At 65.4% G+C, this 22,601-nt stretch carries 24 protein-coding genes; 10 read left to right on the top strand and 14 right to left on the bottom strand.

Annotated elements, in window-relative coordinates; all coding sequences use genetic code 11:
• Positions 1–62 precede the first annotated feature (62 nt).
• The gene (locus AC5RUM_RS14190) at positions 63–389 is read left to right on the top strand and encodes a DUF6457 domain-containing protein (protein WP_400580787.1); all 327 of its coding nucleotides are present in this window, start codon (positions 63–65) and stop codon (positions 387–389) included.
• A 10-nt stretch (positions 390–399) separates the two neighbouring features.
• On the opposite strand, the gene AC5RUM_RS14185 is transcribed toward AC5RUM_RS14190, so the two are convergent.
• Both AC5RUM_RS14185 and AC5RUM_RS14180 read right to left on the bottom strand, forming a co-directional pair.
• On the bottom strand, positions 400–1,533 hold the full coding sequence (locus tag AC5RUM_RS14185; RefSeq protein ID WP_494035513.1) for a Vgb family protein: 1,134 nt from the start codon (positions 1,531–1,533) through the stop codon (positions 400–402).
• 144 nt (positions 1,534–1,677) lie between these two features.
• Entirely contained in the window at positions 1,678–2,307 is a 630-nt protein-coding gene (locus AC5RUM_RS14180) for an Ig domain-containing protein (RefSeq protein ID WP_494035512.1), read from the bottom strand.
• A gap of 386 nt (positions 2,308–2,693) precedes the next feature.
• On the opposite strand from AC5RUM_RS14180, the gene AC5RUM_RS14175 reads away from it, so the two are divergent.
• Positions 2,694–3,779, top strand: coding sequence for a glycerophosphodiester phosphodiesterase family protein (locus tag AC5RUM_RS14175; protein WP_494035511.1), 1,086 nt, complete (start codon positions 2,694–2,696; stop codon positions 3,777–3,779).
• A gap of 281 nt (positions 3,780–4,060) precedes the next feature.
• Positions 4,061–4,471 (top strand): hypothetical protein, encoded by a 411-nt coding sequence (locus tag AC5RUM_RS14170; RefSeq protein ID WP_494035510.1) that lies wholly within the window; start codon positions 4,061–4,063, stop codon positions 4,469–4,471.
• Between the two features lie 105 nt (positions 4,472–4,576).
• Here the strand turns inward: AC5RUM_RS14170 and AC5RUM_RS14165 are convergent, their stop codons facing one another.
• From AC5RUM_RS14165 to AC5RUM_RS14145, 5 genes are all read right to left on the bottom strand, one after another.
• Positions 4,577–5,449, bottom strand: a complete 873-nt coding sequence (locus AC5RUM_RS14165) for a DUF2182 domain-containing protein (RefSeq protein WP_494035509.1) — start codon at positions 5,447–5,449, stop codon at positions 4,577–4,579.
• A gap of 13 nt (positions 5,450–5,462) precedes the next feature.
• Complete coding sequence (locus tag AC5RUM_RS14160; protein ID WP_494035508.1) at positions 5,463–6,083, bottom strand: DUF1326 domain-containing protein; 621 nt, start codon at positions 6,081–6,083, stop codon at positions 5,463–5,465.
• 166 nt (positions 6,084–6,249) lie between these two features.
• Positions 6,250–6,594, bottom strand: a complete 345-nt coding sequence (locus AC5RUM_RS14155; protein WP_494035507.1) for a DUF6176 family protein — start codon at positions 6,592–6,594, stop codon at positions 6,250–6,252.
• Between the two features lie 466 nt (positions 6,595–7,060).
• Positions 7,061–7,519 carry a hypothetical protein gene (locus tag AC5RUM_RS14150; protein WP_494035506.1) on the bottom strand — a complete coding sequence of 153 codons (459 nt, stop codon included), beginning with the start codon at positions 7,517–7,519 and terminating at the stop codon, positions 7,061–7,063.
• Positions 7,516–8,805 carry a serine/threonine-protein kinase gene (locus AC5RUM_RS14145; RefSeq protein ID WP_494035505.1) on the bottom strand — a complete coding sequence of 430 codons (1,290 nt, stop codon included), beginning with the start codon at positions 8,803–8,805 and terminating at the stop codon, positions 7,516–7,518. The genes AC5RUM_RS14150 and AC5RUM_RS14145 overlap by 4 nt, the downstream gene beginning before the upstream one ends.
• A 135-nt stretch (positions 8,806–8,940) precedes the next feature.
• On the opposite strand from AC5RUM_RS14145, the gene AC5RUM_RS14140 reads away from it, so the two are divergent.
• The gene (locus tag AC5RUM_RS14140; RefSeq protein ID WP_494035504.1) at positions 8,941–9,627 is read left to right on the top strand and encodes a haloacid dehalogenase type II; all 687 of its coding nucleotides are present in this window, start codon (positions 8,941–8,943) and stop codon (positions 9,625–9,627) included.
• Positions 9,628–9,724: 97 nt separating this feature from the next.
• Here the strand turns inward: AC5RUM_RS14140 and AC5RUM_RS14135 are convergent, their stop codons facing one another.
• Positions 9,725–10,822 (bottom strand): TM2 domain-containing protein, encoded by a 1,098-nt coding sequence (locus AC5RUM_RS14135; protein ID WP_494035503.1) that lies wholly within the window; start codon positions 10,820–10,822, stop codon positions 9,725–9,727.
• A gap of 389 nt (positions 10,823–11,211) precedes the next feature.
• Positions 11,212–11,547 (bottom strand): cupin domain-containing protein, encoded by a 336-nt coding sequence (locus tag AC5RUM_RS14130; protein ID WP_400580796.1) that lies wholly within the window; start codon positions 11,545–11,547, stop codon positions 11,212–11,214.
• Between the two features lie 209 nt (positions 11,548–11,756).
• On the opposite strand from AC5RUM_RS14130, the gene AC5RUM_RS14125 reads away from it, so the two are divergent.
• The 4 genes from AC5RUM_RS14125 to AC5RUM_RS14110 all read left to right on the top strand — a co-directional run bounded on the left by AC5RUM_RS14125 (position 11,757) and on the right by AC5RUM_RS14110 (position 15,391).
• Positions 11,757–12,047 (top strand): YegP family protein, encoded by a 291-nt coding sequence (locus AC5RUM_RS14125; RefSeq protein ID WP_494035502.1) that lies wholly within the window; start codon positions 11,757–11,759, stop codon positions 12,045–12,047.
• A 67-nt stretch (positions 12,048–12,114) separates the two neighbouring features.
• The gene (locus AC5RUM_RS14120) at positions 12,115–13,824 is read left to right on the top strand and encodes a RecQ family ATP-dependent DNA helicase (protein ID WP_494035501.1); all 1,710 of its coding nucleotides are present in this window, start codon (positions 12,115–12,117) and stop codon (positions 13,822–13,824) included.
• 61 nt (positions 13,825–13,885) lie between these two features.
• A complete protein-coding gene (locus tag AC5RUM_RS14115) occupies positions 13,886–14,596 on the top strand; it encodes a FadR/GntR family transcriptional regulator (protein WP_494035500.1) in 711 nt (236 codons plus the stop codon).
• Between the two features lie 486 nt (positions 14,597–15,082).
• Positions 15,083–15,391 carry an ArsR family transcriptional regulator gene (locus AC5RUM_RS14110; protein WP_494035499.1) on the top strand — a complete coding sequence of 103 codons (309 nt, stop codon included), beginning with the start codon at positions 15,083–15,085 and terminating at the stop codon, positions 15,389–15,391.
• On the opposite strand, the gene AC5RUM_RS14105 is transcribed toward AC5RUM_RS14110, so the two are convergent.
• On the bottom strand, positions 15,384–15,971 hold the full coding sequence (locus AC5RUM_RS14105) for a dihydrofolate reductase family protein (protein WP_494035498.1): 588 nt from the start codon (positions 15,969–15,971) through the stop codon (positions 15,384–15,386). The two genes, AC5RUM_RS14110 and AC5RUM_RS14105, sit on opposite strands and share 8 nt — an antisense overlap.
• Positions 15,972–16,037: 66 nt before the next feature.
• Positions 16,038–16,952, bottom strand: a complete 915-nt coding sequence (locus AC5RUM_RS14100) for a proline iminopeptidase-family hydrolase (protein ID WP_494035497.1) — start codon at positions 16,950–16,952, stop codon at positions 16,038–16,040.
• A 140-nt stretch (positions 16,953–17,092) separates the two neighbouring features.
• Here AC5RUM_RS14100 and AC5RUM_RS14095 point away from each other — a divergent pair, with 140 nt between their 5' ends.
• Together AC5RUM_RS14095 and AC5RUM_RS14090 are read left to right on the top strand one after the other, a co-directional pair.
• On the top strand, positions 17,093–17,842 hold the full coding sequence (locus AC5RUM_RS14095; RefSeq protein ID WP_494035543.1) for an ArsR/SmtB family transcription factor: 750 nt from the start codon (positions 17,093–17,095) through the stop codon (positions 17,840–17,842).
• Between the two features lie 157 nt (positions 17,843–17,999).
• Positions 18,000–19,196, top strand: coding sequence for a TerC family protein (locus AC5RUM_RS14090; RefSeq protein ID WP_494035496.1), 1,197 nt, complete (start codon positions 18,000–18,002; stop codon positions 19,194–19,196).
• A gap of 34 nt (positions 19,197–19,230) precedes the next feature.
• On the opposite strand, the gene AC5RUM_RS14085 is transcribed toward AC5RUM_RS14090, so the two are convergent.
• The 3 genes from AC5RUM_RS14085 to AC5RUM_RS14075 form a co-directional block, all read right to left on the bottom strand.
• Complete coding sequence (locus tag AC5RUM_RS14085) at positions 19,231–20,106, bottom strand: serine hydrolase domain-containing protein (protein WP_494035495.1); 876 nt, start codon at positions 20,104–20,106, stop codon at positions 19,231–19,233.
• A gap of 422 nt (positions 20,107–20,528) precedes the next feature.
• A complete protein-coding gene (gene eda, locus AC5RUM_RS14080) occupies positions 20,529–21,155 on the bottom strand; it encodes a bifunctional 4-hydroxy-2-oxoglutarate aldolase/2-dehydro-3-deoxy-phosphogluconate aldolase (RefSeq protein ID WP_494035494.1) in 627 nt (208 codons plus the stop codon).
• Positions 21,148–22,527, bottom strand: a complete 1,380-nt coding sequence (locus tag AC5RUM_RS14075) for a mannitol dehydrogenase family protein (protein ID WP_494035542.1) — start codon at positions 22,525–22,527, stop codon at positions 21,148–21,150. Before AC5RUM_RS14075 ends, eda begins: the two co-directional genes overlap by 8 nt.
• Positions 22,528–22,601: the final 74 nt, after the last annotated feature.

The following is a 22,601-nucleotide window of genomic DNA, read 5'->3' as shown; positions in this document are numbered from 1 at the left end:
TTGTAGTGTCGTGGCCACCGGGCGGGAGGCACCGCCACAATGGCCGCTATCAAGGAGAGAACATGGCTGTCGACGACGACGAGGCACAAATCCTGGCGCAGTGGAGCAACCGGCTGGCGCAGGCCCTGCAGCTCCTGGACCTCGAATTCGACCAGGAAATGGTTCTGGACCTCGCCAGGAAATCGGCGCGGTCAGTGACCCACGCCGCCGCGCCGATCACCTCGCTCATGGTGGGCTATGCCGCGGGACTCGCAACCGGCAGCGGCAGTGAAGGCTCCAAGGCCTCAGCCGCGGCGATCGCGCAGGCCGCCGGCGTCGCGGCGCAGCTCTGTGAGGACGGGGCCTACGGCGGTCCGGCCAACCAGGGTTGGGCGGACACCGCCCAGTAAACGACGGCGCTTACGCTGCCTTGTGCCTGGCCCTGCGGCGGAGCCAGAATCCGACGCCGACCAGGACACCAAGAAGGACGGCTCCGCCGGCAACGAAGAAGCTCACTTCGGCTTTGTTGGAGCTGTCCTGAAGGGGCTCAGGTCCCGCCGCCGGTCCCGCCTGTGGCGTGGCCGATCCCGCCTTCACACCGGTTGCTTCCGGCGAGAGGACCGAAACGGAGTTGCCCGCACGGTTTGCCACGTAGACAGTGCCGTCCGGGGTCACAGCGAGACGTCCCGGCTCCTTTCCCACGGGCACGGTCCTTGTGACGTCGGATTCTCCTGGTCCGATCACCGAGACCGTGCGGTCCACATTGTTGGTGACGTAGATGGAGCCGTCGGGGCCGGCTGAGACTTCCTGCGGGGAACGGCCTACAGGAATTCGCCGTGCCACGGCCGCCGTCTTGGGTTCGATGACCACGACTTCGTCCGTGAGGACGTTGGTGACGTACACGGTGCCGTCAGGGGCGGCGGCGATTCCGTGAGGATTCGACTTGCGGCCGACGTCAATCGTTCCGGAGGCACGGCTCGAACCCGCAGGGATGACTGAGACCGTGCCGGAATACTCATTGGTGACGAATGCAGTGCCGTCCTTCGCCACTGCCACGCCACGCGGGCCAGCGCCTACCTTGATGGTCCGAGCAATCGTGGCGGCATTCGGGAGGATGACGGAAACGGTTCCCTCATTGGGGTTGGCAACGAAAATGGAGCCATCCGGTCCGGCGGCAAGCCAATGCTCCCCGGGTGAAACGGGAATGGTCCTGGCCACCTTGTCAGCTGCTTTGGGAACGACAGCGATCTCCCGCTGGTCCGAGCCGCCACTTTGCACGAAGTACAGGGTTCCGTCCGGGGCTGATGCCACCGAAGTCGGAAAGTTGCCGGTGCGGACCGTACGCGCCGGCGCGGTGGCACCGGGCGCCAGGACGAACATGCCGCCCGACCAGTCGTAACGGGTCACATATACTGTGCCGTCAGAACCAGCGGCAACACCGACGGGTGGCCCGTCGAGGCTTATCACCGTGGCTGGGTCAGCGGACGCGGGCGAAACCCCGAACGACATGAAACAGATGGCAGCGGCCGCTGCGGCCAGCTTCAAAAAACCCACGGAAAGAATCCCCCAAATGTTCACGTGTCGGTGCCGGCAGCAAGGGTCCCGACCGTTGAAGTCTACCGGCGGGCGCGTCAGGTGATCGCTGAGGTTGAGATCGCCGGCCGCGTCGACGGGATCGTTGACGCGGCCGGCGAGCGCTCAACTGATCGTGATGGAGAACTCTTTCTCTGAGAAGGCGCCCAAATCGTCGGTCACCCGCACTGTGAAGGTGAATGTGCCGGCTGTGGTCGGCGTTCCGGAGATGGTGTTCTCCCCCTTGGGCAGCTCCAGGCCGGGAGGGAGGGTCCCGGCGACTACCGACCACGTGTAGGGCTGGACGCCACCGCTGGCGAACAGGTTGCCGCAGCAGTAGAACTCGCCGACTGTTCCGCTGGAGAGCGCCTCGGTGGTGATGGTCGGCGCCTCGGGCGCGAGGATCTCGATCGTGAAGGTCTGCGTGTCGGTTGCACGGGTCTCGTCCTTGACCTGGACCGTGAACGTGAACGTACCGGCGGTCGTGGGGACTCCGTTGATCAGCCCGGAGCTGCCAGCGAAGTCAAACAGCTTTGTACCCGCGGGAAGGCGTCCGTCGACGACCTTGAACGCCGGGATCTTGTTCGACGAGGCGCAATCGGTCAAGGTGATGAAGTAACTGAGCTCGGTCCCGACCTGACCGGTCACGGGTTCAGTCGGGGACGGGGCGTCGATGGTGCACGTCGCGGCCTGTGCGGGCGGCACTCCGAGCACCAGGAACGGTAGGACAAGTAGCAATATCATCAATTTTCGCATCAGTGACTCCTTAACGTGGGCGAGGTATCTCCTCGCCTGACGCCGTCCCGGGACCGTGAGGTCACCCATGTCCTGAGGCGGAAGGGGGACACCGGACTTGGCATTGGGGAGGGTGCACTGCCGCGCCCGGCGCACTGACCGGAACCACTTACGGACGTAAACTCCCGGGCAGATAGGACATCCTGACGCCCGCACCTTACGGAAACCCGACAAACCCTATGAAGCTGAAGCGGCGCACACTGGGGGCCTTTCGGCGACGCTGACATTGCGGCAGGCCGCACCTGTTCACCTCCCATCCAACTCCCCGCACACAGCCGTCCATCTGGCCTTCCTACGGTGAACGGGTCGGCGGCTCAGCGCCGACCACCGACCACCCGGGAGGAACCATGACCATGCGCACAGTCCTGACCGCCGCGGCCGCAGCCGCGCTCATCGCCGCAATGGCGAGCCCCGCCGTCGCCGCCCCGACCACGGACGCCGGCACGCCGTCGTCGAACGCCGCCGGAACCTCACCGTCACCAGACACCAACCTGGTTAAGACCCGCGAACGCAACGGTTCCTTTGACCTGCAGTCCCACCGCGGGGGCCGCGGGGAATGGACCGAGGAATCCCTGGCCGCGTTCGCCAAGTCGCTGGAGCTGGGCGTGACGACGCTGGAGCTGGACACCCACCTGACCGAGGACGGCAGCGTCGTCGTCTGGCACGACGACTCCATCCAGGCGAACAAGTGCCGCGACACCAGCCCCGCCATCCCCGGCGACGCCGAATTCCCGTACGTCGGCGACCGCGTCGCGGACCTGACCCTCGACCAGGTCAAAACCCTGGACTGTGGCTTCGTGCAGCTGCCCGGCTACCCGGAGCAGGACGTGATCGACGGCAACAAGATCGCCGAACTCAAGGACGTCTTTGAGCTGGCAGCCAGCTTCAACGCCCGGAAGGTCCGCTTCAACGTCGAAACCAAGGTGGAGGACGGCAAGGCCGGCGGCGAAGGCATGGTGGCGCTCACCAAGGCCGTGGTCACCGAGATCTACAAGGCCGGGGTGTCCCACCGCACCACGCTGCAGTCCTTCGATTGGTCCTCGCTGAACTACACCGGGAAGATCGCCCCGCAACTCCCGCTCGTGGCCCTCTCCAGCGGCGACGCCTGGCTCGAAGTCGGCCAGCCCGGCGCCAGCCCGAACCTCGGCGGCATCGACATCGACGACTACAACGGCTCCCTCGCCAAAGCCGCCAAAGCCAAGGGGTACGACGTCATCTCCCCCGCCTTCCGCTCCGTCACCCCGCAGATGATCACCGAAGCCCACGAGTTCGGCCTGCCCGTCATCCCGTGGACGGTCAACACCACCGCGGACATGGCCCGCCTGATGGACCTTGGCGTGGACGGCATCATCACCGACTACCCCACCCGCCTGCGCACCCTTATGGACCAGCGCGGCCTCAAGCTGCCGAAGCCGTACGCGCTGAACAGCTGACCTCACCTGTAGAAAAGTACGACGGCGGCCGTCCCCATCTTGGGGGCGGCCGCCTCGCTGTGGGGCTACTACAGAAGACGGCGTAGACGATTTCGCCTCATCAACTTCTCCCGAGCCTTCCCGCAGTATTCCCCGAGTACTTCCGCAAGCGCGGTTGGGGCAGCGGAATTAGATGCAGAATTGTTTGAGTTGGGCTGTTTGCCCGGTATTGCATATCAACATCAGATCGTTTTCACGTGCTCACGGTAATAGTGACCAATAGAAATGGAAAAATGGGGGAAATGAAGAAAGCATTGGCCATCGGAGCCTTCCTGTGCCTGGTTCTCGGCGGCTGCGCGGGAGGGAGCGCAACGCAAGCCGCCCCCGCAGCCACGCACACTGTGACGCAGACGGCCACGGCAACGGTGACGGCCACAGCAAATGTGGCAGCGGCACCCATCCCCGCGGCGGCGGTTCCCGGCTCGCCTGCTCCAGTTGCTCCAGCCACCGCTGTTATTCCTGCAAACGTGGAGGGAATGAATGCCGAAGCCCTCGATGACGACCTGACCGCGCTGGGATTCAAGAAGGTCATCTACAACTCCGATACGGGCAGGACCGTTCTGTTGCTCAGAAACTGGACGGTGACTGGGATCGACGCAGCCGGTAGCAAGCAGTCGGTCGAAAAAGCAGTTGTGGTTCATGTGACGAAATAGGCACGCCGCGGGCGCACCTAAGTCCATAATTCCGGGACTGTAGTGGAAGTACGACGGCGGCCGTCCCCTTTTGGGAGCGGCCGCCCTCGATGAACAAACGCCCTGCTACATCGTCATCCCGTCGGTCGCTGCGGGCGACAGGGCAATGGCCAGCGCAATAACGGCCAGCGCCACCGCAATGGACCGATTTGCGAGCCGCTTCCACGGGAGCATCTTCTCGCCGGCGATGAATGCCCCGATCACCGCCATCCAGCCGATGCTCATCACACCGAGCGCGAACAGCGCCGTCATCAGCGCCCAGCAGCACGCAACGCACCACGCACCGTGCTCGACTCCCATCCGCAGCGCGCCGCCGTACCCGTGCCGCATGCGGTGCAGGATGAAATCCATAGGCGTCCGGCATTTCATCAGACTGACGTTCTTGGCCGGCGTCAGCTGGTAAACGGCCGCCACCATAATCACTCCTGCGGCAAGATAGCGCCCTCCCTGGTCAGGGGCGAAGAGCCCCGGAGACTGCGCCGCGACCAGCGCATACAGCGAGTAGGCCACCAGGCCGAAGGCCGTCCACGAGAGCAGGTAACCGGCCACGAAAACAGCGGTACTCCCCGGCGGGTCGTAGCGTCCCATCCGGCGGCGGTGGTGGTGTATCCGGTCGTAGGCAACGACCATCGGCGCGACGGACGGGAACATCATGGCCGCCAGCATCACCACCCAGGTGGAGACGAAGAAGCCCAGCGGGCCAGGGTCGGTCCAGCGGCCCATGTCCATCCCGCTCATCTGTGCTGAATTGAAGACCCAGCTCGCCGCCGCGAGCCCGAGCAGGACCGCGATCAGGCCGGCCTCGCGTGCATCGATCCTGGACGAGGATGGACGCGGAAGAGACGCTGCGCCCGAAGAACCGGACCGGGCGGCAGTCGAAACGGCGGCGCGCACAGGGCCGTGCGTGCCGCCTCTCGTGAAGAGCTTCCTGAGCAGCATGAGCTGCCGGCGCTCAGACCCGGCCCCTGGGGGCGTCCTCGGCCATCTCGCTGGCGAAGGTGAAGTCCGCGGTCTCGCCGTAGAAGCCATCGAACTCGATCCCGAAGAGGTCCGAGTGACCAGGCGCCTTGCCGATCCGGAATTCCGGGGCGAAGCCGAACATCGCGTTCTTAACGGTGGTCGCGCCGCTGCCCCCGATTCCGGGAAGCGGCTCGAAGGTGAAGCTCGCCTTCCCGGCTACTGAGGCGGATGGATTGTCACCGTCCGAGAACGTGACGCTGCCGCGCTCCACGCCCAGCCATTCCCCGTACAGAGCCGCAAAATCCTCGAACGGCCCACCGGCCTCGCCGTGAAGGATGCTTTCCAGGGCCTTGGCCTGCGCATCCGAGGCGCCCACGTCCACGACGACTCCCACCTTCCAGCCGCCTGCGGTGAGGTTCGAAGGGAACCAGTTGCAGAAGGCGAAGTCGACGCCCGACAGATCGGTACTGTCGAGCCGTCCGCTCGCGATGTGGAAGACATTCACGCCGCGGCACTGGCCGTCCCGTCCGGTGGGCACGCCGTCGACCGGGCACGGACAAATCAACTGGCAGTTGCAGTTGCCAACATAGGTTCCGGACATTTCCCAAGACATGAGGACTCCTCGCAGGCGCCCTCGCCAAGCAGAAGCGGCCCAGTGCTGGCGCCGAAATACTTAGAAACGGGGCGGAGAGCCCCGTTAAGGCAGACGCTATTCCCGGGTGATCGGCATGTCAATATGCCGAAATTACGCTTGAAACAGCCCCGTTTCAGCCCCCGCCTTAACGCGCGTCGCTCCGGTAGTCGACGGTGACGATCGCCGGCGGGGGTCCCTGCAACATTTCCGGTGTCAGTCCATGGATCTCTTTGATTTGGTCCCGGAACCACACGTCGTAGGGATCGTCCGACTCGGAGATCACCTGGAAGGCCCTGTCGAGATCCTTTGCCTCTTGAAAGATGCACGCGAAGTCCCCTTCCGGGGTTTGCATCAGTGATACAACTTCCCGAACCACTCCCATGCGCTTTCGGGAGCGGTCATATTCCTCCCCCTTGGTGTTCTCGGCGAGCGCCTTCCACGCCTCCAGCTTGCCGGGCAGAATCGGGAGGGACCAAACGATGCACTCCATGACAGTTCCTTCCGTGCCGTAAGTTACGGCCCGATCCTAGTTCTTTCGGGGGACGCGGTAAATGGCAGGTCTCGGTCCTCCAAAGCTGTGGCAGAAATAGAGCCGAGCAGAGCAATGTACTCGTCTGCCCGTCGCTCATACGACTGGCAGGTTTCCCGGAAGGTCATGTGTCACAGTTTCGGCTAGTTCTGCTCTGCCGGCTGCTCTTGCGCCACCCACTTAGCCACGGCCTCAGTTGGGTCGGGTTCTTGACTCGCGTGTCTGAAGGTCAAGTCGTATCTGCCCCCAGGAAGTTCTATCGGGAACTCCGATAATTCTCGAAGCTCTGACTTACTGTCCTTGTCTCCACCTTGGTAGGTTACGTGCAGCCTCATAGCCGCAACCGTAGAACAACTGCTGACTCTTAGAAAGGCCCCTCGTACTCGACGAGGAACTCTACAAAAGTGTTCAGAAGGAGCAGCGGTTATCAACCGTCGCCTTTGTCCTGGTCTTTCTTCTTCCTTTCGGCGTCCTTCTTCGCCTCCTCCTGCCGCTTCTCGTCCTCCTTCTTCGCGTCTTCTTCCTTATCATTTTGGTTCTTGGTGTCTGAAGGATCAGCCGCAGGAGTTGTTGGGAGCGGTTGGGGCGCCGGTGTCCTGGCTGCTTCAAGGTCGTCCTTGATTGTGCTGATGGCGGCCTCGATCCGGGCTTTTCGCTGCTGTGACACCTTGCCCTGCTCTGCAGCCGTTGTCACGTCCTGGCCAAGCTGTTCAAGCTCAGCCAGCGCTGCGGGGAAGTTCTGCTGCGCGGCGAGTTGTTTCGCTGCAGCCACGCGATCCTGCAGTTTCCCGGCGACTCCGGCGTCCAGCTCGGGCGCAGCGGAGCACGCAGTCATCAGTGAAAGCCCAAGGAAGGCGGCCAGAACGGAGGTAAGCAGCTGGTTCATGGTGTGACGCTTTCTTCCAGTTCTTTGAAGTGTTCGCCCATCTGCCCAGGGATAACGGGCGACGGTGTTTCCACGGGTGCCGGGGCCGGCCGCTGGATGGACGTCAGCAGTACTCCCACGAGGACCACGGCGAAAGCTGCGACGGCAACCAGGACCCAAAGCCGGCGGCTCCGGATGCTACTGAGTTTCTTCCAGGGGCGCTGCCGGGCCGGTTTTGGCTCCCTGGAGGCTGGTGCGCGTGCCGGCATCTCTGGGGCGGGATGCCACGACGTGGCGTTGGTTACCTGGCTGGCCGAGAGGGCAGGCAGCCGGGAATCACCCTGCGGCCCTGCCCTGACTTCGGCTTCAGGAATCCTGGGACCGTCCGCGCTCAGCACCCGCGTTGCCGTGGGAAGTGCTTCCGTTGCGGTTTTCGCCTCAGGTGGATATTTGGCTGGCATTGTCCATTCACCGGCTAGGCCCAGTGTTGTTGCGATACTTGCGGCGTCCGGCCGGTCTCGTGGGTCCCGGGCAGTCATCGCAGCAAGCAGGGATTTCCACTGCGGGCCCAAGGCATCCGGGATGTCCGGAACCCTGGAGAGACGGGCCACCGCGGATTCCATCGGAGGTCCGGGGAATGCCACCGTCCCGGTGAGAGCCTCCAGCAGCACCAGGCCCAGCGAATAGATGTCTGCCGGCGGTCCCACGTTCTCTCCGCTGGCCTGCTCCGGGCTCAGATAGGCCGCTGTCCCGGGAATCATGTTGGTTGCGGTGAGCCTGGCCCCATCGAGCATTCGTGCTATTCCAAAGTCCGCGAGCTTGGGCCTTAGCGGAGAATCCGCCGCATAACGGGTCAGCAGGATGTTGGCCGGCTTTACATCGCGGTGCACCACGCCGCGATCGTGGATGTAGTGCAGAGCTTCAGCCAGCTCGGCTCCCAGCCGGGCCGTTTCGGCCGAAGTCAGCGGCCCGGAGGCGAGGTGGCGGCGAAGATCAGTTCCACTGACAAGTTCCATGACCAGAAAGGGCACTTCCCTTTGGCCGCGGAGCAGAGTCCCGGTGTCGAAGAGCGTGACCAAGGCGTGGTGGTTCAGCCTGGCGAGCGTCCGGGCTTCCGTCTGCTGCCTCGCCAGTTCCTCCGGGTCGGTGATGTCGGCACGGAAGATCTTCAGGGCGACGTCCCGGCTGAGGACCAGGTCCGTTCCCCGATAGACGCTTCCCATGCCGCCATGGCCAAGCACTTCTTCGACCCTGTAACGCTCCCGCAGGACAGTTCCAGCCATCCCGGTTTCCGTGTCTTCGGTCATGGACACCTGCCTTCCACTAGATCCACTCTAGCCATGTCATTGCCGCCCCGCCCGCCCCTGCATGCCGGGACCTACCGCTCAGGCTCCCCGCGCGCAAGACTGGGCATGACCAGCCGCTGGAGAAGGAGCCATTCCGTGAGAACCGCCCCGTCCGTCATCGTCTTCGACGTCAACGAAACCCTGTCCGACATGTCCCCGCTGGCTGACCGTTTCGCGGAGACCGGTGCGCCGGCGTCGCTCGCCAGATTGTGGTTCACCACGCTGCTCCGCGACGGCTTCGCCCTCACAGCGGCCGGGGACAACAGCGCCTTTGCCGAGATCGGGGCGGAGGCACTGCGCGGGCTGCTCTCCGGCCTGGACCTGAGGATGGAGGCGGACGCGGCCGTGGAACACATCATGCAAGGCATGGCCGGGCTGGAACTCCATGCCGACGTGCCGGACGGTGTCTCTTCCCTTAAGGCGGCCGGCTACCGGCTTGCCACGCTGACGAACGGCTCCACCGACGTCGCAGAGAATCTCTTCACCACTGCCGGGATCCGGGACAGCTTTGATCTCCTGCTCTCCGTCGACGACGCCCCGGCCTGGAAGCCCGCCCGCGGGGCCTACGACTTTGCAGCCGCCGCCTGCGGAACCGACCCGGAGCAGATGCTCCTGGTGGCGGTCCACCCCTGGGACATCCACGGCGCCGCGCGTGCGGGACTCGGCACAGCCTGGATCAACCGTTCCGGAGCTCCCTACCCGGCCTATTTCGCGGAACCCGATTACACGGTGCCATCGCTGCCTGAGCTGGCGCACGCGCTTGCGGGCGCCCGACCGGACTGAAGCACGTAAACAGACGGCCCCGCCGGACGCTACGTCCGGCGGGGCCGTCTGTCAGTCAGTGCGGTAGCCACCCCAGGCAACCTCCCACCGAAGGCTCCTACTTCGCGGTCAGCGTCCAGTCACCGTCGGACTTGATCTGCACAAAGCCGGGCGTCAGCTGGACCGTACCGCTGTAGGTGCCCTCCTCGTCGACGGGCAGTTCCGGAATCTCGGACCCGAAGCCCTCCACGAGGAACTGCCCCTCGCCCTTGTTGGTGATGGCAGCCTTGTCGCTCGGAGCATCCCAGTAAATAACGGCGTCGCCATGCCCGCGGGCCTTGCCGGCCGCCGTGGGTACAGCGTCAACATCCTCCACCTTCAGGGTCCACGCCGCATCGGCACTGATGCTGAACTGGGATGTGACAGAACCGGTGCTGGTGTCCACCAGGTGGGAGCCGGCGTAGCCGCCAACGGCGTTGACCAGCATGATCTCTGCACCGTCGGTCTCCAGCACCGTTTCGCCGCTGCACGCCTTGCAGGTGAAGGTCACCAGCGCAGGCAGGCCCTGCAGGTCCACCGATTTGATCGCGTCGCCGGTTCCTGTGAAGGACCGGGTGGCCAGGCGCGGGCGGTCGTCACCGGCTATCGCTTCCTGAGACGCGGCAGGTGACGATTCGGACGGTTCCGAAGCAACGGGCTCCTCCGTGAGCGGTGCGGCCGAGACAATCGGCGACGTGGCCGCGCTTTGGATGGCCAAGGCAGCCGCGGCCCCGGTGACCGCGCCAACAATCATTCCGCCCACCACGAGCACGGCCGAGACCGCTATCGCGAGCACCTTGTGCTGCGCATACCCCGCCAGCGGCCGGCCGCCCTTGTCCGTCTGCTTTCCCGCCAGGGTGATGATCAGATCCACAAGCGCCCAGACGCCGACGCCGCCGAGAGTAAGCAGCTTGGCGATGCCCGTACCGATCTTGCCGAGGTAGAAGCGGTCCACGCCGAGGCTTCCGAGAAACAGTGAGAACAGCCAGGTGGCGAGGAAGGACTTTTGTGGAGCCATGCCGAACTGCCAGCCCGAGTCATATTGCTGGCCTGAGCCATAAGGGCTCGCGCCATATTGCGGGCCTGAGCCATACTGCTGCCCGGGAAACCCTGGCGCGCCGTAGGTGGTGTAGTCGGCCGGCGGGAATGGTGGCGGGGTTTGGCCGGGCTGGCTCATGGCGGTCCTTTCGGGCTGGTGACGGCAGGGGTCACCGAGGAGGGCTGGGATGGCGGGGGTGCATCGATTGACGCGGGTGGGTGCAGGGCCGTTGGGGCGACCAATGGCTCGTCGGGAAGGGCAGGCTACAGGTAGCGCTGGGAAACTGTCCGGTTTCCGGCCTTGAGGGCTGGCGATTCCGGAGGGCACGGTACGTTCACACGAGTGGTCTCACAGAGCGATCCCACATGAGTGATTCATGGCTGATTTCACACAGCTTTTATCGCTTGCACATGCCTGATATCCCCCAGTTTGACGCTGCGGCGTCGCCGCCTCCTGAAGGGATAGTACACGTGCCCGGACAGTCAAAACAGCACTGTCCATCCCGGTGCGGCGAAGGTCACCGCCGGCTAGGATGTGATCTTCGCCACCGTCATCAGAAAGGCCGAATCCTCCTCGGCATCCAGGCTGTGCAGTCCGTCTGGAATGATCAGCAAATCTCCGGATTTGCCCTGCCAGGATTCCCCTCCGGCCCGGAGCCAGAGCGAGCCGCGGAGCACAAAGATGGTTGCCTCCCCCGGGTTTCGGTGCTCGCTGAGACTGGTGCCGGCTTTCAGCGCCATAACTGTTTGGCGCATCACCTTCTCGTGCCCACCGAACACTGTGTCGGCAGCGCGCCCGCTGCCGACCGAACGCGCAGCTTCAAGTTGCTGCGTTGCCAGTGCCTCAATCGAAATCTTCTGCATGTGGTCACCGTACCCATCCGCGGGGCGCAACGAAACGGGGCGGGGAAAACCTCTGTCACCGGACCGGCACCGCGCCTGCCTGGCGGGTGTGGGGCCCTCACGACGACGCCCGATTCCAGCAGCCCGCGAGGCGACCACATCATGGCTGAAAAGGCGCAAAATAGAATTGGGATACATGAGATAACGCATCACGAACGGAGGGATTTGTCATGGCTGGACACTTTGAACTCATCGACGCTGCGGAGGGTGGCTTCCGCGTTCGGCTCCTGGACGGGACGGGACGCCTGGTGGCGACCTCGGTGACCTACCCGACGAAGCAGGCAGCCGTCGCGGGAATTTCCGTCACCAGGGAGATTGCCGGGACCGGCCTCATCCGCGACATGAGCCGTGGAGGCCACGGGGAAGTCATCATCCCCAAGTCCAGGCCCGCCCAGGCCACCATGAGGATTCACACCCCCACGCGGTTCCCGGGCGCAGACCGGGGCCTGCACTCCATCTGACCGGCAGGTAGGGTAGGTTCCACGGCTGAAGACACCCGGCCATCGGACCGCCCCACGGAGCTGCCCCATGACCGAGGCCCTCGCCCCATCAGCCGCCGACAACAGCACAGATCCCGACGCCGGCCTCCGCCGGCTCGCAGCCGGAACCTTGGGGCTCTCTCACCTCCGGGACGGCCAGCTTTCCGGCATGCGGGCCCTGGTGCAGGGCCGCGACGTGTTAGCGGTCATGCCCACGGGCTACGGCAAATCGGCCATCTACCAGGTGGCCGCCCTGTACCTGCACCGGCACGCTGACAGCGCACGGCGCGGTCCCGCCGTCGTCGTTTCCCCGCTGATAGCACTGCAGGAGGACCAGCTCGACGGTCTGCTGGAGGACCTCGGCGGGGAGGCCGCCGTCGCCATCAACTCCGGCCGCAGTGATGCGGATGTGGACGACGCGTGGGAAGCGGCAGAACGCGGTGACGCCGACTTCCTCTTCCTGGCGCCCGAGCAGCTGGCCAAGACCGAGACCGTGGAGCGGCTCGCTGCCTTGGACGTCGCGCTGTTCGTGGTGGATGAAGCCCACTGCGTCTCCTCGTGGGGCCACGACTTCCGCCCTGACTATCTCCGCCTCGGCGAGGTCCGCGGGCAGCTGGGAAACCCGCCGGTCGTCGGCCTCACCGCGACGGCCTCTCCCCCGGTCCGCGATGAAATCCAGCAGCGCCTGCGCATGCGGGACCCGCTGGTCCAGGTCCACGGCTTCGACCGTGCCAACATCCGGCTCGACGTGCTCCGCCACATCGAGGACAGGGACAAGCGCCGCGCCGTGGTGGAGCAGGTGGCCGGGCTCAAAGGCCCCGGCCTGCTCTACGCCGCCACCCGCAAGGACACCGAAACATATGCCGCGGAACTCGCCGAACGCGGCCTGCGGGCCGAGGCGTACCACGCCGGCCGGAAGCAGGCCGAGCGGGACAGCGTCCACGACCGGTTCCTCGACGACGAGCTCGACGTCGTCGTCGCCACCACCGCGTTCGGCATGGGCATCGACAAACCCAACGTCCGCTTCGTCATCCACGCCGACATCCCCGAGTCCCTGGACGCCTACTACCAGGAGATCGGCCGCTCAGGGCGCGACGGCCAGCCTGCCGCAGCCGTGCTCCACTACCGGCCCGAGGACCTTGGGCTGCGCAGGTTCTTCGGCACGCACACCCCGGACGAGGAGTCGCTGCTGGCCGTGCTCACAGCCCTGCGTGCTGCCGAGGGCCCGCTCACGCAGAAAGCGCTCGCCGCGCAGACCGGCATGTCCCCGCGCAGGCTGACCGGGCTGCTGAACCAGCTGCAGGAAACCCGCGCGGTCAAGGCGAGCAAGCGCGGCATCCGGCTGGAAGCCGGCGCAGAACTGCCCGCTGTGGTGGAACGCGCCGTCGAACTCGCCGCAGCACGACAGCGCGTGGACCGCTCCCGCATCGAAATGATGCGCGGCTACGCCGAGACGGACGCCTGCCGCCGGCAGTTCCTGCTCGGCTACTTCGGCGAGGACATGCCCGAGCCGTGCGGCAACTGCGATACCTGCGCCGACGGTTCGGCCCAGGAGGAGGATTACGACGGCGGCGCCGCGGCCGCCGCGGGCGGGGAACCTTTCCCGCTCCAGGCCGCCGTGATGCACAAGGAATGGGGTCCCGGCATCGTGATGCGGCACGAGGAGGACGTGATCACCGTGCTCTTCGAACAGGAGGGCTACAAGACGCTGTCCCGCCAGGCCGTAACCGAGGGAAAGCTGCTTACGCTCGCGACGTGACCGGGCGGCCGGCCAGCCGTAACACGTTGACAGGGCGAGTGACCCATGTCATATTAACTGCATGGACAACCTGTTGGACAGCTGGACAGCTGGACAAGATAAAGTGGTACGGGTCGGCGCCGCCGAAGCCGTTTTCGCGTCCCTTCGGAACGCCATCGAGGCAGGCAAGATCCCCATGGGTGCACGGCTGGATTCGGAGGCATCACTGGCCCAGCAGTACGGCGTCAGCCGGTCCATGGTCCGGGAAGCGCTGAAATCGTGCAACGCCCTTGGCCTGACGGCTACCTTCACCGGCAAGGGAACCTTCGTCATCGCGGACCGTGTTGCCCAGGATCTGAAGCTCGGCAAGTATTCGGCCCGTGACCTGGTGGAGGCGCGGCCGCACATCGAAGTGCCTGCCGCTGCCCTTGCCGCCGAGCGCCGGACTGTTGAAGACGTGGAGGCCCTGCGCGAAATTCTTGAGGCGATGTCCGATGAAGATGACCTCCAGCAGTGGATCCTTCTGAATGCTGAATTCCACGCGACCATCGCCCGGTGCAGCGGCAACGGGGTGTTTGTGGGGGTCCTGACGGACATCCGCGAGGCCATGGGTGATCAGTCGAACACCCTGAACCTCGTAGCTGATCGTCGGAAGGAATCCGATCGGGAGCATGCCCGCATTTTCGCTGCCATTGAACGCGGGTCCGCTCAAGAAGCGTCCAGAGCCATGACACGCCACCTGCACGGGGTGGAGTGTGCCTTGGGCAGCCTCGTGCCAGGAGGAGGGAACTGACCACGGTCCTGCCTCTCTGATACATCCCGGCTGCCCAACCGGATCCCAGCCGTAGCCCCCGGTTCACCATACCCACCAAGGACCGCCCAACTGTCGCCGCCCCCATGCCCGGCCACCCTGCAACGCGAACAATGGTGTTCGCCTCGCCCCCTTGCACACGGCAGGCATCAGGCCGGCCGCCTGACCCACTCCCGTCAACGAGCCGTGAGGACCCCCTTTGACCATCATCAGCACAGACCCGGACGTCCGGTCCGAGCGCCTGGCCCACCTCAGCAAGTAAATCCCACCGCGGGTTGAGCCTGCCCAAACCAGGCCTCTACAACCCGACCGGCACCGCCGCCCTGTCCGCAACGTGTTCAGGGCTGCACCGTCATGCCCCTGGCCGCTCGCCCCAGAGCACCCGCTTCACTAGAGGCTGCCCGGGAGCAGGACGGGCAGGAGGCCAGCGGACCGCCTCATTGCCGTCCCGATTGAAAGGAAACTATTGTGACTGAAGTAGTTAGCCCAAACAGACAAGTGGCGAGCGCCGCCGGTAATCGCCGGCACAAAGTTCGGCCCAACCAGATCAGATCGCGGATCGTTGAGTTTCTGGCGTCCAACGGGGCAAGCAAGGTGGCCGACATCAGCACCGCTCTTGGCTTTTCCAGAGACGTCGTCCGCTACCACCTCACGTCGCTTGAGGCCGCGTCGATCGTCCGGTCCGATATGTCCCCCGGGATGAGGGCCAGGTTCACCCCCTTTTATTCGCTCGTCCCTGCAGACACGCGCCGCATGCAGCTCGTCACGGCTAAGTAGCAGCCCGCCGCGCCCGGAGTCCGTAAACGAGCTCGGTCAGCCCTTGGTCATACGTTGTTGCGCTGAGAAGGTTCAGCACGGTCGGATCCTGCCCTGCGGGAAACACTCCCCGCCCCTCACCCAGGGCGATGGGCATCACGACCAGCCTCACCTGGTCCACCTCGCCCGCGGCCAGGAGCGTCCCGGCCAGGGTGAGGCTGCCCCAGAGCACTATGTCGCCGTCGGTCTCCCGCTTGATCCTCCGGATCGCCTCGGTGGCGTCACCGGCTTCGATGGCCGCCTCCGGCAGGTCTCCCCAGGGTGCCGTCGTGAGGTGGCGGGAGAAAACGACGCGGCGGAGTCCGTTGAGTGCGGGCGCAATAACTTCATCCTTTGATGCCGGCGTTGGCCAGTACTCGACGAACATCCTGTAGGTGTTTGCCCCGAGGACCATCGTGTCGATGGTGTCCAGCCACCTCAACTGGCTGCGGTCGAACTCGGCCGTGCCCCCGTCCAGGAGTTCATAGAAGGTGAATTCGTTGTTGGCGTCCGCCGCGAACCCGTCGGCGCTTACGAACTCCTGGACCACCAGTTGCCCCATGGTGTGCTCCTCGCTCCCTGTGATTTCGAGGACTCGAGGCCCTCCCGCTTACCGAAACTTTCCCACTCAGGACCCTGCAGAACCAGGGCCGCCCGTGGACGCCGTCTCTTCGGCCCGCTGCAGGAAGTCCCGGAGCACCTGCAGGTAGGACTCAGGTTCCTCAAGGTGCGGCACGTGGCTGCTTCCTTCGAAGATCACCAGTTCCGATCCCGGTGTCATGGAGTGGTAGAGCGTGGTTTCCTCGGGCCGCGTTTCGCCGTGGCGGCCGCAGAGGAAGAGCGTCGGAACGTTGATTTCTCCAAGGCGGCCGGTGATGTCGTAGTCCTTGTGGATGCCGGTGATCACGAACTCGTTGGGGCCTTGCATCCGCTCGTAGATGGTCCCATTCAGCTGGCCGAAGGAGCGCATCAGTGGCTCGGGCCACGGGTCCAGGCGGCAGACGTAACGTCTGTAGAACTCCATCGCAGCGTCCTGGTACTCCTCGGAGTCCAAGGTGCCGGCCTCCTCATGGCGATCCAGGAGCTCACGAACCCCTTCGGGAAGTGCGGCGCGCAGGGCGGCGGTGCCAGCGGCGAAGAGTGGCATGCTGAGCAGTGGGTCCGACAGAACGAGGCTGGCCACCCGCCCAGGCGCCCGCAGGGCGAACTCCGCGGCAATCATGGTTCCCCAGGACTGGCCGAGCAGATGGACCCGGTCAAGCCCAGCGGCGTCGAGGACACGTTGCAGCTCGTCGACCAAGCGGTCATTCGTCCAAAGCCCTATGTCATCGGGGGCGTCCGACTTGCCGGCACCGAGCTGGTCGTAAAAGAGGACCGGCCGGTCGGTGGCCAGCGCTTCCAGCGGCTCCAGATAGTCGTGCGTGGCGCCGGGGCCGCCGTGGACGATGGCAAGCGGCATCCCAGGTCCATTGCCGACGGTCCGGTACCAGACCCGCCCGCCAGTGACGTCCGCATGGCCCTCGTTCACTGCTAAATCCGCCATTGCCATCCTTCGGTCTGTTCGTCGAGAGGAGACATCGATGTTCCGATTACACTGCGGGGACCGTGAGGGGTCAATGCCGGTTGAACGCGGCCCCTTCCAGGCCCTTTACATGTGACCAAATGGTCACCTATCCTGAACGTGTGGACGCCGTCTTCAAGGCCCTGGCCGACCCTATCCGCAGGGAACTGCTGGACGGGCTTTTCCGCGAAGACGGCCAGACCCTCAGCGCCCTCGAGGCACGCTTCGACATCACCCGCTTCGGCGTCATGAAGCACCTGAAAATCCTGGAAGAGGCAGGCCTCGTGGTCACACGGCGCCGCGGCCGCGAGAAGCTGCATTTCCTGAATCCGGTGCCCATCAGGCTCGTCCACGACCGCTGGGTGAGCAAATACGCAGAACCATGGGCCGCTGCGCTCAGCGACCTCAAATCCCGATTGGAAAGCCCCATGGAAAAGATCTTCGAAATCTACATCAAGACCACGCCGGAACGGCTCTGGGAAGCCATCACGGACAGCGAGATCCGCAGCAAATACCAGTTCGGCGTGCGCATCACCTCGGACTGGACGCCGGGGTCGCGGTTCGAGATGGCCCCCGACGGCGGGGCTCCCCTCGGCGAAGGCGAGAACCTGGAAGTCGATCCGCCCCGCCGCCTCGTCCAGACCATGCGAGCGCTCTGGGGCGACGACGTCAAGGCCGAGGGCACATCCCGGGTCACGTGGGAGATTGAACCGGTGGCCGATTCCTGCCGGCTGACCATCACGCACGACCAGCTCCGCGAAGGCGCCAACGAGCAGCTCTACGGCGGCTGGCCGATGATCCTCTCCGGCCTGAAGACCTGGCTGGAGACCGGTCAGACCCTCACCACGCCCGGCTCCCTGATGTACACCTGAACGGGCCCCGGTCCCGAGGCTCGGGCTTCATGGTGAGACGGACCCGCACACCCTTCGGTAGGGTGATTCCTAGACCGATGCGGCGTTGCGGGTTCGTCAAACCGGCTGAGCCCTCTCACTGCATGCGACTTCGTTCACTTGGAAAGAGGCACGCAGCATGGAAGTCCCCCTAATCGTCTGGATCGCGACCGTAGCCGGAATCCTGGGCCTGCTGGCCTTCGACTTCTTCTTCCACGTCCGGAAGGCCCACACCCCCAAGCTCAAAGAATCCGCCTTCTGGTCCGCCCTCTATGTCGGCATCGCGCTCCTGTTCGGCGTGGCCGTCTGGATGTTCGGCGGCTCGACCATGGGCACGGAGTACTTCGCCGGCTACGTGACCGAAAAGGCGCTGTCGGTGGACAACCTGTTTGTCTTCCTGATCATCATGGCCAGCTTCAGGGTGCCGCGCAAAGACCAGCAAAAGGTGCTGCTGTTCGGCATCGTTTTCTCGCTCATCGCCCGCACCGGCTTCATCTTCCTCGGCGCTGCCCTCATCAACAGCTTCGCCTGGGTGTTCTACATCTTCGGTCTCATCCTGCTGATCACAGCCGGCAACCTGCTCCGGCCCGATTCGCACGACGAGGAGAGAGAGGGACTGGTGGTCCGGCTGGCCAGGAAGTTCCTGCCGGCCACCGAGCACTACGACGGCGACAAGCTCTTCACGACTGTGGACGGCAAGCGGGTTCTCACCCCGATGCTCCTGGTGATGGTGGCCATCGGCGGCACTGACATCCTGTTCGCCCTCGACTCTATTCCGGCCATCTTCGGCCTGACCCAGAACGTGTACATCGTCTTCACCGCCACGGTCTTCTCACTCCTGGGTCTGCGCCAACTGTTCTTCCTCATCGACGAACTGCTTGACCGCCTCATTTACCTCTCCTTCGGCCTTGCCGCCATTCTGGGCTTCATCGGCGTCAAGCTGATCCTGCACGCCCTGCACGAGAACACCCTGCCGTTCATCAACGACGGCGAGCACGTGAACGTTGTCGAAATCAGCACCGGAACCTCGCTTACGGTCATCCTCGGCGTCCTGCTCGTCACGGTCCTTGGCTCGATCTACAGCCCCAAGGGCAAGGCCAAGAACATGGTCTCCGGCGCCAAGCGCCACGCCACCGAATACGTGGACCTCAACTACGAAACGGACATCGCCGAGCGCGAGGTGATCTTCAACAAGATGCTCCGCGAAGAAGCCGAACTCAGGAAACTGCCGGAAAAGTACAAGCGGCTCATCCGCAATGAAACCGAGTTCATGAACCTCCTCCGGCAGGCCCACGCCGAGCACGACGAGGCTCTCCAGCGGGCCAACGGGCACTGATCCCGGGACGCCGCCCTGCGGGCTGCGCCGTTCCCTATGTGACCCGTTGGGTCAGCTCATTCAGCAGTCTGAACCCCTGCCGGTCCATCATCACCGCTGTTGCGGACAGGAGTACGACGCCGGTCCCCGCCTCCCGGTCCAGGCCCGCCCAGGCGCGGAAACCGCCCGTTGCGCCGTTGTGCCAGGTAATGTCCCGGCCCTTCACGCGGAGGGTCATCCAGGCAGCGCCGATACGCGCCGCAGGTCCCGCGAAGTTCGCGACGGGGTCGAGGGCAGCCATGCCCTGGGCCGAGCCGTCGAGGAGTGCCTGCATGAGGCGGGCCATGTCTCCGATTGCGGACCGGATGCCGCCGGCCGGGGCACGGGCCTCCCCGGTCCACGGCTGGCGGGGCCGTCCGGAGCGGCTCCTGCCGATGACCGCGCGGGGCCCCAGTTCCGCTGCGGTGGCAGGCATGTAGATGGAGTCCAGGCCCAAAGGCAGCGCAAGGCGTTCGCGGACAAGCGTGCGGTAGCTCATCCCTGCCGCGGCCGCGACGGCGTGCCCCAGCAGCTGGAACCCGAAGTTTGAGTACCGCGGGCGCGGCGCGGACAGCCGCACCGTGCGTGCCTGTGCCAGGAGTTCCTCCAGGGTTTCGCCGTAGGGGTTGGTCCCGTGCAGCAGGAAAGCGGCAGTCCGCCGCAGCGGCATGGCTGACCTGGGCAGCCCGGGCAGACCGGAGGTGTGCCTGCTGACAGTGGCCAGGGTAACGCGCGCGGCAGGACAGTCCCCCAAAGGCAGCACGTCGCCGAGCGTTGTGTCCGGGCCCAGTTCGCCGCGGTTGCAGGCGTCCGCATACAGCAGCCCGGTGATCCCTTTCGAGACGGATCCAATCTCATAATCAGCGTCGAGTGGCGCGCCGATGCTGGCCACTGAAAGCTCCCCCGGCAAAAGGGTGGCGGCGGCAACCAATGGTTGCCGCCGCCCTAGACCGCTCTGCAGCAGAGATCCCAGCGCTGCGTCGCCGTGAACCTCCGCGTACAGGTCAGTGCCTCCTGAGCAGGTTGCGGAGCCTGTCACCCAAGTGGGCGCCAGCACCGTGGCTCATGCCGGTTCCTGCTCCAGTAGCCCTCGGACGGGCAGGGCGCGCAGCGCCGCCAGCGGCACCGGTCCGCCCACTAAGACGTTCTGCGGCATTCCTGATCTTGTGTCCCAAATTCATGGTGAACTCCTCAGTTCAGATTGCGGCTATTCAGTCGATGACCGTGGATGGTCCGGTCCTTCTCGACTCTACGCGCGTCTGAGGGCCACGGCTACGGGGTTCTGCGCCATTGCGTTCAAGCAGCGAGCGCGGGTCAGGCAGCGAGCGCTGCCGCTTCCCGTGCAAGCCGGGTGATCTGCGCCCAGTCCCGGTCTTCCACCGCGCTTCGGGGAGTGAGCCAGCTGCCGCCGATGCACGAGACGTTCGGGAGCTTCAGGTAATCCGGGGCTGTTGCGAGGCTGATGCCGCCGGTGGGGCAGAAGTGTACGTTCGGGATGGGGGCGCCGATGGCCGCCAGGTACGCGGGGCCGCCGGCAGGACCTGCAGGGAAGAATTTCATCGCTTCCAGTCCGTTTTCCAGGACCGCCATCACCTCCCCCACGCTAGCCACGCCCGGCAGGACCGGGACGTGGAGCGCCAGCATGTGGCCCAGCAGGGACGGCGTCACGCCGGGGCTGACCAGGAACTGGGCGCCGGCCGTCACGGCGGCATCGGCCTGGCCGGGCGTGAGGACGGTACCGGCGCCCACCAGGATGTCCGGCACCTCGTTGGCGATGAGCTTCAGGGAGGTGAGGGCAGTCTCGGTCCGCAGCGTGAGCTCGATGATCCGGATGCCGCCGTCGGCCAGTGCCTGAGCCACCGGAACCGCATCCTGCGGGTCCTCGATGGTGACCACCGGGATGACCGGGGAAACGTTCAGGACGCTCGTTGCGTCAGCCATGGTTGATCTCTTTTCTCAGGCCGTCCAGCCCGTTGGTGTCGATGATGCGGTACCAGTGCGTGAGCAGCCCGGCAAAGCGGGCGTCCGCCGCCAGCCCGGCGTCGAAGATGCTGCGACAGCCCAGCAGCGCCGGAACCACGGTGTCCGCGGTGCGAGCCGCGGGAAGCGCCGCGTGGAGCTCCCCGGCAAGGGGATCGTTCAGCTCTGCGGCGGGCGTGGAGGCAACGTGGCGCATCCAGGCGGCCACCGCCAGAGAGGCCCAGCGCGGCTCGCGGCCGGCGTCCAGGGTGCTGCGGACCGTGCTCAGCAGCCGCAGCCCGATTTTCTGCGATCCGTCGCTTCCCACCTTGGCCGTGGTGTGGCCCAGTGCGGGATTCGCGAACCGGCTGAGTACCTGGGCGCAATATGCTTCCCCGTCCAGCCCCTCGGGCAGGCTGATGGTGGGCAGGGCGTCCTCGGCCATCATGCGCCGGCACGCGGTGAGGAATGCGCCCTCCCCCACGGCGGCGCTGATGGTCGCCTTGCCCGCGGCCAGCCCCAGATACGCCAGCATGGAGTGGCTCGCGTTGAGCAGGCGCAGCTTGGCAGCCTCCCACGCGGCGACGTCGGTGCTGAACAGCGCCCCGGCCTCCTCCCAGCGCGGCCGGTCCGCGGCGAAATTGTCCTCGATGACCCACTGCATGAACGGTTCGGCCACCACGGCGGCCTCGTCACGCAGCCCCAGCTCACGTTCGACGGCGTCCAGGTCACCTGGCGCGGTGGCCGGCACCATCCGGTCCACCATCGTGTTGGGGAACGTAACATTCGCAGCGAGCCAGGCCAGCAGCGGCTCGGCCTCCCCGGCCGGCAGCGCGGCGGCGAAGGCGCGCACGAGTTCCCCGGTCAGTTCGCCGTTGCCCGGCAGGTTGTCGCACGAAACCACGGTGATGGGCCCGGCGTCGGTTTGTGACCGCTGCTGAAGGCCCCGGGCGATCTGCCCGATCGCCGTCTGCGGCGCCTGCCCGGCAAGGTCGGCCCGCACCTGTTCGTCGCCCATGTTGAGCGACCCGGTGCGCGGATCGATCCGGTACCCCTTCTCCGTGACGGTGAGCGTCACCACCTTGGTCGCGTCTGCTGCGATCCGGTCCACCACCGCCGCGGGGTTGTCCCGTCCCGAGATGGCCTCCACGATGATGGAGACCACACGCAGCGGCGCGGCGCCCTCGCCCCGTTCCGCCACCGTGAACAGGCCGTCCTGGGGCGCGAGCTGCCGGGCTACCGTGTCCGAACGCTGCGTGACTCCGACGATCCCCCAATTTGAATCGCCGGAGGCCAGCATCGCGTTTTCGGTGAACACGGCGGTGTGTGCCCGGGCGAAGGCACCCAGGCCCAGGTGGACAATTCCGGGCTGCAGCCTGCTCCGCTGCAGCAGGGCTTGGTGGTCTCCGCTGGCAGCCAGCGAAGCTT

The organism is Arthrobacter sp. B2060, from assembly GCF_059090445.1.
The sequence above is the reverse complement of the archived record's forward strand: the minus strand, read 5'-3'. Positions and strand labels throughout refer to the sequence as shown.

What these genes read in the sequence shown, in the direction of transcription:
- AC5RUM_RS14170 (WP_494035510.1), top strand. Translation starts at nt 4,061, where the DNA reads ATGAAGAAAGCATTGGCCATCGGAGCCTTCCTGTGCCTGGTTCTCGGC.
- AC5RUM_RS14120 (WP_494035501.1), top strand. Translation starts at nt 12,115, where the DNA reads ATGACCGAGGCCCTCGCCCCATCAGCCGCCGACAACAGCACAGATCCC.
- AC5RUM_RS14145 (WP_494035505.1), bottom strand. Translation starts at nt 8,805, where the DNA reads ATGACCGAAGACACGGAAACCGGGATGGCTGGAACTGTCCTGCGGGAG.
- AC5RUM_RS14135 (WP_494035503.1), bottom strand. Translation starts at nt 10,822, where the DNA reads ATGAGCCAGCCCGGCCAAACCCCGCCACCATTCCCGCCGGCCGACTAC.
- AC5RUM_RS14125 (WP_494035502.1), top strand. Translation starts at nt 11,757, where the DNA reads ATGGCTGGACACTTTGAACTCATCGACGCTGCGGAGGGTGGCTTCCGC.
- AC5RUM_RS14150 (WP_494035506.1), bottom strand. Translation starts at nt 7,519, where the DNA reads ATGAACCAGCTGCTTACCTCCGTTCTGGCCGCCTTCCTTGGGCTTTCA.
- eda (WP_494035494.1), bottom strand. Translation starts at nt 21,155, where the DNA reads ATGGCTGACGCAACGAGCGTCCTGAACGTTTCCCCGGTCATCCCGGTG.
- AC5RUM_RS14160 (WP_494035508.1), bottom strand. Translation starts at nt 6,083, where the DNA reads ATGTCTTGGGAAATGTCCGGAACCTATGTTGGCAACTGCAACTGCCAG.
- AC5RUM_RS14155 (WP_494035507.1), bottom strand. Translation starts at nt 6,594, where the DNA reads ATGGAGTGCATCGTTTGGTCCCTCCCGATTCTGCCCGGCAAGCTGGAG.
- AC5RUM_RS14130 (WP_400580796.1), bottom strand. Translation starts at nt 11,547, where the DNA reads ATGCAGAAGATTTCGATTGAGGCACTGGCAACGCAGCAACTTGAAGCT.
- AC5RUM_RS14105 (WP_494035498.1), bottom strand. Translation starts at nt 15,971, where the DNA reads ATGGGGCAACTGGTGGTCCAGGAGTTCGTAAGCGCCGACGGGTTCGCG.
- AC5RUM_RS14090 (WP_494035496.1), top strand. Translation starts at nt 18,000, where the DNA reads ATGGAAGTCCCCCTAATCGTCTGGATCGCGACCGTAGCCGGAATCCTG.
- AC5RUM_RS14175 (WP_494035511.1), top strand. Translation starts at nt 2,694, where the DNA reads ATGACCATGCGCACAGTCCTGACCGCCGCGGCCGCAGCCGCGCTCATC.
- AC5RUM_RS14100 (WP_494035497.1), bottom strand. Translation starts at nt 16,952, where the DNA reads ATGGCGGATTTAGCAGTGAACGAGGGCCATGCGGACGTCACTGGCGGG.
- AC5RUM_RS14115 (WP_494035500.1), top strand. Translation starts at nt 13,886, where the DNA reads ATGGACAACCTGTTGGACAGCTGGACAGCTGGACAAGATAAAGTGGTA.
- AC5RUM_RS14165 (WP_494035509.1), bottom strand. Translation starts at nt 5,449, where the DNA reads ATGCTGCTCAGGAAGCTCTTCACGAGAGGCGGCACGCACGGCCCTGTG.
- AC5RUM_RS14190 (WP_400580787.1), top strand. Translation starts at nt 63, where the DNA reads ATGGCTGTCGACGACGACGAGGCACAAATCCTGGCGCAGTGGAGCAAC.
- AC5RUM_RS14180 (WP_494035512.1), bottom strand. Translation starts at nt 2,307, where the DNA reads ATGCGAAAATTGATGATATTGCTACTTGTCCTACCGTTCCTGGTGCTC.